Source organism: Lysinibacillus sp. RC46 (genome assembly GCF_041262385.1).
Lineage (GTDB): Bacteria > Bacillota > Bacilli > Bacillales_A > Planococcaceae > Lysinibacillus.
In genome coordinates this window covers 15,573-27,984 of sequence record NZ_JBGCCF010000040.1, presented here as the reverse complement: position 1 = coordinate 27,984, position 12,412 = coordinate 15,573, and the positions used below count along the sequence as shown (strand labels likewise).

9 protein-coding genes are annotated in these 12,412 nt (G+C 36.9%); 2 read left to right on the top strand and 7 right to left on the bottom strand.

Annotated elements, in window-relative coordinates; translation table 11 throughout:
- Positions 1-137: 137 nt before the first annotated feature.
- From ABH966_RS24055 to ABH966_RS24030, 6 genes are all read right to left on the bottom strand, one after another.
- Entirely contained in the window at positions 138-2,885 is a 2,748-nt protein-coding gene (locus ABH966_RS24055; RefSeq protein ID WP_370082899.1) for an InlB B-repeat-containing protein, read from the bottom strand.
- 349 nt (positions 2,886-3,234) lie between these two features.
- Positions 3,235-5,274, bottom strand: a complete 2,040-nt coding sequence (locus ABH966_RS24050) for a TRAP transporter permease (protein ID WP_370082897.1) — start codon at positions 5,272-5,274, stop codon at positions 3,235-3,237.
- Positions 5,271-5,786, bottom strand: a complete 516-nt coding sequence (locus ABH966_RS24045; protein WP_370082895.1) for a DUF1850 domain-containing protein — start codon at positions 5,784-5,786, stop codon at positions 5,271-5,273. Before ABH966_RS24045 ends, ABH966_RS24050 begins: the two co-directional genes overlap by 4 nt.
- A 288-nt stretch (positions 5,787-6,074) precedes the next feature.
- Positions 6,075-7,079, bottom strand: a complete 1,005-nt coding sequence (locus tag ABH966_RS24040) for a TAXI family TRAP transporter solute-binding subunit (protein WP_370082893.1) — start codon at positions 7,077-7,079, stop codon at positions 6,075-6,077.
- A 655-nt stretch (positions 7,080-7,734) separates the two neighbouring features.
- Positions 7,735-8,286, bottom strand: a complete 552-nt coding sequence (locus tag ABH966_RS24035; RefSeq protein WP_370082891.1) for a superoxide dismutase family protein — start codon at positions 8,284-8,286, stop codon at positions 7,735-7,737.
- 187 nt (positions 8,287-8,473) lie between these two features.
- Positions 8,474-9,253 (bottom strand): 3D domain-containing protein, encoded by a 780-nt coding sequence (locus tag ABH966_RS24030; RefSeq protein WP_370082889.1) that lies wholly within the window; start codon positions 9,251-9,253, stop codon positions 8,474-8,476.
- Between the two features lie 280 nt (positions 9,254-9,533).
- Here ABH966_RS24030 and ABH966_RS24025 point away from each other — a divergent pair, with 280 nt between their 5' ends.
- Positions 9,534-9,716 carry a putative motility protein gene (locus ABH966_RS24025; RefSeq protein WP_370082887.1) on the top strand — a complete coding sequence of 61 codons (183 nt, stop codon included), beginning with the start codon at positions 9,534-9,536 and terminating at the stop codon, positions 9,714-9,716.
- Positions 9,717-9,842: 126 nt separating this feature from the next.
- Entirely contained in the window at positions 9,843-10,964 is a 1,122-nt protein-coding gene (locus ABH966_RS24020) for a response regulator (RefSeq protein ID WP_370082930.1), read from the top strand.
- Between the two features lie 225 nt (positions 10,965-11,189).
- On the opposite strand, the gene ABH966_RS24015 is transcribed toward ABH966_RS24020, so the two are convergent.
- Positions 11,190-12,212 (bottom strand): GGDEF domain-containing protein, encoded by a 1,023-nt coding sequence (locus ABH966_RS24015; RefSeq protein WP_370082885.1) that lies wholly within the window; start codon positions 12,210-12,212, stop codon positions 11,190-11,192.
- Between the last annotated feature and the right edge of the window lie 200 nt (positions 12,213-12,412).

The window sequence follows — 12,412 nt, the reverse complement described above, 5'->3', positions numbered from 1 at the left end:
AATATTTTTTTGATAAATAAATACATCGAAGTTTTCAAACTAACCAATGAAAAAAGTGTAGAAACATTATCGTTTCGCTTATTCAGAATAGAAAAAGAGATGTATCAAATTACGATACATCCCCTTCATAGTAAGACTTATAAACCAAGCGCTCTATACATAAACGCTGTAAATTGTGCGCGTGTTAAGTTTTCATTCGGTCTAAAATTACCGTTTTCATCACCTAGTGCAATGTTATGATCTGCTAGAGTCGCAATATATCCACTCGCCCAGTGTGATGGGTCGACATCTTTAAACGTACTTTTTCCTTCAGGCGTTAGGCCAAATGCAAGCACCATTATTTTTGCCATTTGGGCACGTGTTATATATGCATCTGGTCGGAAAGCTCCGTTTGAACCATCCACGATACCTGCTCGTTGCAGTCGTGTAATTTGTTCATAATATATATGGTTTTCAGGTACATCCGAAAATGATACAGCCTCTCGAATTGGTGCTGGTCGTAACGCACGGTCAATCATAAGTACCACATGCTGACGTTGAGCCAGATCGTTTGGTCGGAAAGTGCCATCTGGGTATCCTTTAATAATGCATCGATTAGCAATTTCTTTAATTATATCTTTTGCCCAGTTATGATCAATATCCTTAAAAGCAATATCACAGCCTTTACTCTCCTTCATCCATCGAGCATATAATGTTAAGTCTTCTGTGACTACATCTTTCTTAAAATTCCACGCCTTTATGAATTCTTTATTTTTATACCAGCCGATAAATGTGTAGCCATCCTTCTTTGGATTAGAAGGGGCTTTTACTAAAGCTTTATACGCCACTGTTTGGGACGGGATTTCACTGCCTCCGTTTGAATCAAAAGTAACGATATAGCTACCTTCTGACACATTATCCTTTGTCCATTTCGCATACAACGTTATGTCCGCTGTTACTTTATCTTTCGTAAAGTCCCATGCATTTTGAAGCTCTACATCCTTATACCAGCCAGTAAATTGATAGCCATTCTTCACTGGAGTAAACGGAGCCTTCACTAGGTCGTTAAATCCAACTGTTTGTGGCGGTACTTCACTCCCACCATTGGAATCAAAAGTGACAGTGTTTAGATGCGTCCAGCCAGATCCTCCACCTGATGTGTGATCCTTTGTCCATTTCGCATACAATGTAACATTTTTAGTCACTACGTCTTTTGTAAAATCCCATAACACTGTTAATTCTTTATCTTTATGCCAGCCGTTGAATGTATAGCCTTCCTTCTTTGGAGCAGCTGGTGCTTTCACTAATTCGTTATACCCTACAGTTTGGGATGAAACTTCGCTTCCTCCATTGGAATCAAAAGTAACAATATAGCTTACTTTCGACCATTTAGCGTATAGCGTGATATCTTTTTCCACTACATCTTGATCGATATTCCATGCTTCTGCCAGCCCTTTATCTTTATACCAACCCGTAAATGTGTACCCTTCTTTTACCGGATTGGATGGGGCTTTCACTAATTCACCAGGTACCACCGATTGGGATGGTACTTTGCTTCCTCCATTGGAATCAAAAGTAACGATATAGCTTACTTTCGACCACTTGGCGTATAGCGTGATGTCTTTCGTTACTAAATCTTGATCGAAATCCCAAACTTCCGTAAGCCCTTTATCTTTATACCAACCCGCAAATGTGTACCCTTCTTTTAACGGAGTGGATGGGACTTTCACTAAGCCACCTGGTTCTACTGATTGGGATGGTACCTTGCTTCCTCCATCGGAATCAAACGTGACTGTATATTCCGTTTTTTCCCATTTAGCATATAACGTGATATCTTTCTTCACTACATCTTGATCGAAATCCCATAGTTGCGTCAGTTCTTTATCCTTATACCAACCTTCAAATGCGTAGCCCTCTTTCACTGGATTCGACGGAGCTTCCATTGTTTCGTTATATGCTACCATTATCGACGGAACTTCACTTCCACCATTAGAATCAAAAGTGACAGCATAATGGCTCCACTTTGCATAAATTGTCATTGGTTTTGATACTGAGTAACTCCAAACTTTTGTAAAATCCTCATCTTCAAACCAACCCAAAAACGTTCTCCCTTCCTTCTTTTGTGGATTGAATGGAGAATTTTTCTCAGACCATTGGAAATTATGTGTACCAGTAAACGTTACAAAATCAAGACTGTTATTATAAAAAGCATTACTTTTAATCTCTATAACACTTTCTGGAATTTCTACACTTGTTATCGAATTTCCATTGAAAGCTGAAAATCCTATTGATGTAACACCTGATGGAATCTCTATACTTGTTAACTTATTATTAGTAAATGCAAAATCCTTTATCGTTGTTACGCTAGATGGAATCTCTACGTTTGTTAATCGATTATTTAAAAACGCGGCTGCCTCTATTGTCTTAACGCCATCCGGAATTTTTACACTTGTTAATTGATTGTCAAAAAATGCACTTTGCCCTATTGTTCGAACGTTCGGCGGAATATCCACATTCGTTAATTTATTACTAGAAAATGCAAGTTCCCCAATCGTTTTCACACTTGACGGAATCTTTACACTCGCTAGACTCTTACCAGAAAATGCTCCATTCCCTATTTCTATAACGGGTTTGCCCCAGATTTCATCAGGTATATTAATATAATCCTTTGATATACCAAAATAATGCTTAGTAATAGCAACACCATCGCCAAGATCCTTTATTATAAAAGCATCTTCTGGTGGTGATTTGTTTTCATCATCCTTTAGAATATTTTCATCTTTTAAATTTCTCGATTGTACAATATCAGTTTCATTGTTGCTTGTCGCATAAACAGATAGATTACCCAATGACAATTGAGAAAAGATTAAAAGGATAATCATTAAAAGTAAACTTGCTTTTTTCATTTCGAAATCTCCTTTCAATACATTGAAAATATAACAAAGGATAATTACCTTTAAATGGCTAACCTTTATTTGGTTTATCAAAGACTAACAATTCTCAAAAAAACATGCAAATCAACTTTTGCATACTTTTGAACATATTTTGATAATCATTTTTCTTGAAATTTTGTGCTAAGTTATGTATGTGCTTCTTATTCCACTTTCGCTGCAAAAAAAGAATCTGCTCGTTCCTGTAGCTTGTAAGTTAAGCAAATTCCTTGTAAACATACAAGGCATGCACTTACTAACTCAGAAAATGAGCAGATTCTTTTTATTTAATATTATGCGGTCCCAAGCCCTTTTTACGTATTTCTTAAACTATAGCACTCGTTTTACTTTTTTGATCGTCATCACCATTACCTTTATTTTGTGTTACATATTGAATAATAAACATAACAATAAAGATTGCTAAGCCAGCCCAATCCGAGAGTTTTTCTGGATAGATCAGAAGTAAACCCGCTGCAATGGCAATAATGCGTTCAAACCAAAGCATTTTTCGATACCAATAACCGATTACTCCCGCACCTATGGCTACCATTCCTGTAATGGCCGTAATTACTACCCATATAATTTCAGGTATAGTTGTATCAATCATTAGCAATGCAGGTGAAAATACAATCATATACGGAATAATAAACGCTGCAATAGCAAGCTTCGCTGAGTTTACACCTGTTTTAATTGGATCTCCACCAGAGATTCCCGAAGCCGCAAAAGCTGCAAGTGCAACAGGCGGGGTTATATCGGCAATAATACCAAAGTAGAATACAAAGAAGTGTGCCGATAATAAAACAACTACCGGTACTAATTCCTGTGGTGTATTCGGTGATAATAATGCTACGATCGCAGGAGCAGCAATTGTTGATGTAATTACATAGTTCGCTGTTGTCGGAGCCCCCATCCCAAGAATTAGGGAAGCAATCATCACAAAAATCAGCGTTAAAATAATACTACCACCAGCTAATTCCACTAAACTATTAGCTAAACTTAAGCCAAGACCCGTTTTCACAACAACACCTACGATAATACCCGCACAAGCTGTTGCCGCTACAACACCAAGTGCTGTACGAGCCCCTACAACTAATGCATCAATAATATCCATTGGTTTTAAACGTGTTTCCTTATTAAACATAGCAACGCCAATAGAAATAAGAATACCGTAAAGCGCTGCATGCATTACTGGTGTACCTGTTAACATTAAAACGATGATAGAGATTATCGGTAATAGAAGGTAAATTTTCTTAAATACCTCTCGACGATTTGGCATCTGATCATCACGTAAGCCTTTTAAACCTACACGTTTCGCTTCGAAGTGAGTCATAATCCAAATACCTGTAAAATAAAGCAATGCAGGTATCGCAGCCGCCTTCGCAATATCCCAATACGTAATTCCGCGACCGATAAATTCAACCATTAAAAACGCTGCCGCACCCATAATCGGAGGCATTAACTGCCCACCTGTAGATGCCGCCGCCTCAACTGCACCCGCAAATTCTTTACGGTACCCTAGCTTTTTCATCATTGGAATCGTATAGGATCCAGATGTTACAACATTCGCTACAGAGCTTCCTGAAATCGTACCTTGAAGTGCACTAGAAAAAACCGCCACTTTTGCAGGACCACCAATTAATTTACCCGCAAGAGATACCGCTAAATCATTAAAGTATTGGCCAACGCCTGTTTTGACAAGGAATGCTCCAAAAAGTAAAAACACAAAAATAAATGTGGCTGAAACACTAATTGGTGTTCCAAAAATCCCATCTGTCGTAAAATACATGAGATTAACAATACTCTCAATATCTTGCCCTCTGTGCGCCATAAAATCTGGGAAATACGGTCCGAAATAGGCGTATATTAAGAAACATATAGCAATGATGGTAATCGGTACACCTACTGCACGACGGGCTGCTTCAAGCACCAACACGACCGCTATGAGACCTACAATAAAATCTGTTTGCGTAATGGTACCGTTACTATTAACAAGCTCTGTATAATTCATTGTCCAATACGAACCTACTACAATGGATAATACCGCTAAAATATAGTCGAACCACGCTATTTTATTCTTTGCTGCTTTTTTTCGAGCAGGGAATAGCAAGAAAATTAGGGTCAAACCAAAACCTAAATGTATCGTACGCTGAATTTGCGCTGGGAATTGGCCTTTAATTGCCGTGTAAAGCTGGAACAATGAAAACGCTAGCAGTCCAAAGAAAATGACATGCTTCATAATGCCCGATACCGTTCGGACATTGGATTCAATATCATATTTCTCAAGTATCGCTTGTTGCTCTTCAGCTGATATTTGTTCGAATTCTTCTTTTTTTACTTCGTCGTTTGATTTATGCTGTGTCGTCATTTCATCCTTACTCCTTTCCATTGTTCATAAAGTGATAAACGCTTCACCTCAAATAAATAGGATTTTCCCCTTTGTAAGTCTTTTTTTAAATCGTATTCATAATTCTCGTAATCTAATACAAGGTCTAAATCCAAATCGGCAATATAGATCGTAAAATTTTCAATGACTTCATTGTCAAACTGCAAAAAATACTTACCATTGCGTTCTGTTAATGTTTGATTTTTTTCTGCATAGCTCGGCATGCCGATTGCTAAACTTTCATACTCCATCCCTAACATTTGAATACGTGTTCCATCTATGTATTTATAATGTTCGAGTACATCCGTTTTATGGATAGAGTGAGTATATCTAATTTCAAATGTATCCTCAGTTGTCAGTGGTATATAATGCACTATCGGATCATTTATACGTGTTTCCGTAAATGCGAATACCTTTTGAAGAGGAAGAAAAATGACGATACTAAAGCAAATACATAAAAAAGCTAAAACAATTATTAATGTTCTCTTTCGCACTGCATCTGTTCCCCCACATCAATTATGCCCCGGCATAATTCAGTGACATCCGCCTGAGGCTTTAACTTCTTTCAGCGATTGTCTTTTGTACCGAAAGCGCAGCGACAGATACAGGTGTTTGAATACCCGCTGAAAGAAGTTAAAACTATTCGCTATTACTCACGACTTATACTTAACGGAAGAAAAGAGACTCGAAGCTTTACGCAATCCGAGCCTCTTCGTATTAAGAAAATAACTTTTTACTCGCTTTAAGCTATAGTTTGATAAAATCCAAACCCGAATGTTCCGTTATTTCTTTTCATCAAAGTATTTTTGAGCACCTGGGTGAACATCAATACTAATACCGTCTAAACCTGTCTTCGCTTTGATAAATGCCCCTTTAGCGTGAGAAATTTTACCTGCGTTATCATAAATAGCTTTCGTCATCGAATAAACAACATCTTCTGGAAGATCTTTTTTAACCGCTAGCATCGCCAGTACTGAAACTGTTTCAGTATCATTTGCAATACCATACGTACCTTTTGTTACTGTATCTTTTGCATAGTAAGGATATTTAGCAATTAACTCATCTGCTTTACCAGCATCCATACCGATAATATTTACTTTAGTTGTCGCGTTTAATGCCTCTACTGCACTAGTTGGTGTACCTGCAGTGATAAACGCCGCATCAATTTGGCCAGATTGAAGGCCGTCAGTAGACTCACCAAAGTCAAGGTTTTGTGCTTTGATATCATCCATTTTTAGACCATGAATTTCAAGTAATTGTTCAGCATTTGCGTAAGTTCCAGAACCTGGCGCACCGACAGAAACCTTTTTCCCTTTTAAATCAGCGTATGATTTAATGCCTGATGCTTCAGTCGTTACTAATTGTACTGTTTCTGGATAAAGTGCACCTAAAGCAGCAATTGAATCGATTTTTTTGCCATCAAACATAAATTTTCCTTCAGTAGCGTAATAAGCAATATCTGATTGTACAAATGCAATTTCACCTTTACCATCTTGCAAAGCCGTCATGTTGGCAGCAGATGCTTGAGATACTTCAGCAGTTGTTTTAATGCCCGTTTCTTTAGAAATAAAATCAGCAAACGTTCCACCTAGTGCATAGTAAGTACCTTGCGTTCCCCCTGTTAATAAGTTCAAAAATTTAATGTCGGATGATGGCTTTTCAGACGACGCCGAATCTCCTTTATTCGTGTCCTTTGAACCTGTTCCGCTATCAGACCCACACGCAGCCAAAATCAATAGCGCAAAGGCACTTAATAGCATTAATAACCTGAATTGTTTTTTCTTCATAGTAACCTTCCCCCTTTGGTTAAAAATAAGAATCTATTTAAAATTATCAAACATAGTATAATAATGTCAATCTATTTATTGTAAATTCAGTCTTTTATAATTATGCTATTTCTCTTAAATACTCATTATTCCCAACGTTTATCAATATCTCCTTCACACTAAATTTATCTACATTAAGCTATCAAATTCTTTTTTTCAAGAAAACATTTTTAGTTTCTACATGTATGAAAAATGCATATTTTATTTTTATCTTTTATAAAAATGTATGTTATGTATATAAGTTGATTGGAGTGGAGGCTGGGCGACTCCTTGGGATTAGCAATAGAGGAACGAAGGCTAAAACCATCACATCCTGTGATAACTCCTTCGTGACCAACATCGTGTTGGCCCGAGACCCCGCAGCGAAGCAGATGTTTTTTGTGCGAAAGCGAAGCGACAGCAACAACTGTTTTGTCTGTGCGAAAGCGAAGCGACAGCAACAACAAAGCGCCCAGCCGGAACGGAAATCAACCCTACGTTATGATGACGAGTTATTTTTTCCATAGACCAAAGTGGTTGATTTCAGGAAATTAATCATTTGTTGTCGATTTTTACCCCCAAAACAAAAATACTGTATCTAAAGTGTTTTACTCCAGATACAGTCGATTCAATTTCCTTATTGAATAATGCCACAAGCAATTCTAGCACCAGAATTACCAGAAGGATCTGTTTTATAATCATCCTCAGATTCATGAATGATTAATGTAGTGCCTCCATCACGTAACAATGAGTTAGCAGCATCTTTTTCTAAAGTTAACCCTTCAGCTAAGAAATTCAGATCAACTTTACCATCTTCTCCAACCTCTAAATTCGGAAGATCTCCTAAATGATATCCCTTAGGATTATCCTTCCCATGCTCTTTACTCGTTGGATTAAAATGAGGACCTGCCGATTCAAATGTTGGTGGTTCACACTTCCCAACGGAGTGAATATGAATGCCATGTTTTCCGGCTGGCAATCCTGATAGTGCGAGTGTCACCTTAACCCCATTATCCTCTTCCTCAAAATATGCATTGCCGTAGCTTTCATTATTTTTACCAATTACTTTCGCAGTTGCAGTTGGTCCTGAACTTGCGTTAACTGCCACTTTTTGCTCCTTCTTTTCAAAGAAACTACAACCACCGACAAATACTAATAAAGAAATAATTATTAAGCTCATTTTTTTCATGAAAATACCTCCTCTATTTCAGATGGTTGCCAACAATCCTTCCACTTATGCAATTCCACTGAGAATTTTGTGAATTGTTGGTTACAGAGTAAACTTTGTACACTTGGCTTTTAATCAATGTTGATTCTTAAAAACAATGCAAAATAAAAGGATATCTCCAACCCAAGGAGACACCCTTCCACTTACATTAATTTAAAATTTTTACAGTTACACTTTTGACGCCCCACTGACGAGCTTGTCCCTCGGTAGGAATAAATACGTCAATTTTATTACCTTTTATCGCTCCGCCAGTATCTGCTGCAATTGCTTCTCCGTAACCTTCAACCCAAACTCTTGTACCAAGAGGAATTACACGCGGATCTACAGCAATTACTTTTAAGTTTGGATTCGATCTGATATCCGTTCCATTCGCTGTAATCCCCGAACATCCTTCACAATACGCTGTATAGGCAGTTGCTCGCATAGTTAACGTTTTGCCTGTATTTGTTGGAGCACTCACTGTATTTGTTTTTGTGCTCGATGTCGTTACTTTCTTTTTACTTGATGTCGTTGCCACTTTTGTAGTTTTGCTTTCAGCAGTTTTAGGTTTTGCCGCTGATGCTTTGATAGCTAATGATTCACCTACATAAATTAGATCAGATGGAAGGTTATTCCATTCCTTTAATTCTTGCACTGACACTCCATTTACGCGCGCAATTGTAAATAATGTATCCCCGGCCTCAACGAAATGTTGATCACTATCAATTTTCGGCTCGACTACATTTAAATCTTGCTCTGGATAAAACCATGTCGAGTCTGTCTCATTCAGTGGCTCATAATCTCCTAAAGATAAATTGTAAATTTTCGAGACTCCCCACAATGTATCGAATGGCCAAAAAGAGATTTTGTCCTTAGCAAATGATGGGCTAGCAAATAAACCTAATCCCAAGATTAATGTTCCAGCTAAAGCTAAAGCTTGTTTTTTCATATTTTATAACCTCCATATTTTAATACTTTGCAATCTGCTGCTAGCACACTAGAGTTAGGTTCTTTTATGCAAGCAATACTAGAGAATGCAATTAATAACTCAGGACAACGGACCTGATATTACGAATTATTACTATAATGGAGGAAAAATATACAATATCGATTATATTTTTGGTAAATTGAACAATTTTAAGGTAAAACCACTGCAAAACTATTTGTAATTTTTATATGTTGGAAAATCAGTGCTTTTATCCGATAATATGGTAAAGGAGGAATGTAGGATGGAAGTTAATACAATAATGTCTTCTCAGATTATGGAGCTACAACAAACTGTACAAATGAGTGTTATGCAAAATGCGCTCAATCTAAATACTGCAGCTGCTATCAATTTATTAAAAGATCTGCCACAGCAACAAGTGGCTATACATCCACATAAAGGGTCAGTCATTGACATTTCAATTTAACCTACTTCACTACATATCAATTATTCCTCGGCATAATTGTAGCTGTCGCTTTGCTCTCGCTACAGAAAACATTTGCTGAGAGAAGTTAAAATTAATATTTGAAAGTTGGTGCCCTTTTTGATTCGAGTGATAGTAATGGATGATGAGCCATTAGCTCTTATAAATATGGAGAAGAAGTTAAAGGAATTTAATTCAATAGAGGTCATTAAATCTTTTACAACTGTAAAAGATTTGCTGGCAGAGGGACCGAGCTTGGATTTTCAAGTAGCATTTTTAGATGTTGAAATGCCCGGCATGAACGGATTAGAGATTGCACAGCTATTAAAAGAATGGAACAAGAATATTTTTATTGTATTTGTCACTGCGTATCGGGACTATGCTGTTCAAGCATTTGAAATTCACTCCATAGACTATTTACTAAAACCTATTTCAAAAGCTCGTCTAGAGACAACTATTAACAGAATCCAAGAACTCCTTCACCTAGAAAATAAATCAACTCCTATACAAATACGAAATAAACCCGCTCTTGCAATACAATGCTTTGGAGGATTCGTTGTTTTATACAATAACAAAGCCGTCCATTGGAGAACGCTTAAAACAAAAGAATTATTTGCCTTTCTTTTTTCCAACCTAAATAGCCAAGTCCCTCGTGATACAATCATCGATGCTTTATGGGCAGATACGGAATTAAAAAAAGCAAGGGTACAGTTACATACAACAGTTTCCTATCTACGTACTACGCTTTCAACTTTGGGCTATTTAGAAGTCATACAGTATGCAAATGGCTGTTATATTTTGCAAATAGAGGATTTTCAATGTGATGTCCATGAATTAGAGCATATTTTAAATGCTAAAGCAGAGACTGGAAAGATTGATGTAGAGAGGGCTGAGGCACTAATACAAAGCTACCAAGGTGAGTATATGGCCACCTTAGATTATCCCTGGATTACTAGTAAAGCAAATTTTATGAACAACAAATTTACTCTTTTACTTCATGATTTAGTAGAGCATTATACAGAAATTCATGATGTTAAGAAACGAGAGCAAATTTTACTTTTAACAATAGACCATAATCCATATTCCGATAAAACCATACAGCAGCTAATAAAGCACTATATAGAAGTGGATAATCGAGCAAGTGCAGTGAAGGTTTACAATACCTTTAAAAGTACCTTGTTAGCAGATCTCGGTATTTTACCAGAGCAAGAAACGACTGAGCTATTTAACGCTATATCTGTCGGAAACTAAGAGACCATCGAGAAGATAACTCTCGATGGTCTCTTATCTCGTATTCATTTCACCAGTAATGAAAATCAACTGTCTTACCACCATAGCGTGGGGTTGATTTCCGTTCCGACTTATATACTAACATGCGTTTTGCAAATATCATTTACGGTATTCATTCGAATCAACAGACCTTTATTTAATATTAATTGTAAAAGAAAAAATTTATTATTTGAGTTTGGCTGATATTCATTTGATTAATTCTCCAGATAATTCTTCGACGACACAGATACAATTCTTTCCTGACTGTTTCGCCTTATATAATGCCTTATCTGCCATTGTAATGATCTGATTAGCAGTCTTAATATTTGCTGTAAATGCTGTAATGCCGGCAGACATTGTCACTGGCCTTCCACATGCCGTATCTAACAAGGCCTGCTTAATGCGTACATTCTCCGCCAATTCTAATGCTACATCTATTGTCGTGGATGGTAATATAACCATAAACTCTTCCCCACCATATCGAAAACACATTCCCTGTTGCTCAATGGCCTTCTGCATATGATTTGCGAAAGCTTTTAAAACTTCATCCCCTACAGTATGTCCATATGTATCATTTATACTTTTAAAGTCATCTAGATCTATTAACACTACTGTATGTGGCACTGTATTGACGATTAGCTCATTTAAAATTTGATCCATCCTTCTACGGTTAGGAATTCCCGTTAAGGAGTCTAAATTCAGTTGACTCGTTAAATCAAATATTTCGCTTTCCGAACTTATGACCATGTTTTGTACTACTTTTTTTAATGAATGTGCTTCGTAATACCAGTCATCCATTTCTTCAAGCTTCTGTACTTCTTCTCTCTCCACGCTAGTAGAAAGCTTTTTTAAAGGTCGTGCAATTTTGAAAGCAAGCCATACAGCTACCACAAGTACTGCAACTAACCATAATAGTAAAGGAACGATTATACTTTTTATGAACGCACTAAATGAAACAACTCTTTCATCAAGTAACTTGTCAACCACTTGCACCATATAAGGTTCAATCGACTTATCTTGATTTGGTTCCATCTGTTTTTTTTGTACGTATCTCTCCGTGATTACTGAAACTTCCTTCACATAATTTTCCTGCATGGCAATCTTATTTTGCATAAGAATGTCGTTAAAATTTCGATAGCTACTCCAAATACTAATACTAGCAGTCGCAAGTACAACAATTACCGTCATACTAACAATAACAAACGATAACTTTAACTTGAATTTTCCCACAATAGATCATTTCTCCCATTGAGATGATTTTTTGTTAAATTTTAATACGCTTTAACTCACAAATTATTTATTCCTTCATCATACGTCACGCCTCTTAAAAAAAACTTAAACTAATGACTCTCCCTCAAAATATGTACTTGACTGCACAGTAAGAAGGGGTATCAAATCTCACGCTACGCCCTCAGGGAAACAAGTAGCCT

Excerpts from the sequence above, each read along its gene's own strand:
- ABH966_RS24055 (WP_370082899.1), bottom strand. The coding sequence starts at position 2,885 with ATGAAAAAAGCAAGTTTACTTTTAATGATTATCCTTTTAATCTTTTCT.
- ABH966_RS24050 (WP_370082897.1), bottom strand. The coding sequence starts at position 5,274 with ATGACGACACAGCATAAATCAAACGACGAAGTAAAAAAAGAAGAATTC.
- ABH966_RS24040 (WP_370082893.1), bottom strand. The coding sequence starts at position 7,079 with ATGAAGAAAAAACAATTCAGGTTATTAATGCTATTAAGTGCCTTTGCG.
- ABH966_RS24035 (WP_370082891.1), bottom strand. The coding sequence starts at position 8,286 with ATGAAAAAAATGAGCTTAATAATTATTTCTTTATTAGTATTTGTCGGT.
- ABH966_RS24030 (WP_370082889.1), bottom strand. The coding sequence starts at position 9,253 with ATGAAAAAACAAGCTTTAGCTTTAGCTGGAACATTAATCTTGGGATTA.
- ABH966_RS24025 (WP_370082887.1), top strand. The coding sequence starts at position 9,534 with ATGGAAGTTAATACAATAATGTCTTCTCAGATTATGGAGCTACAACAA.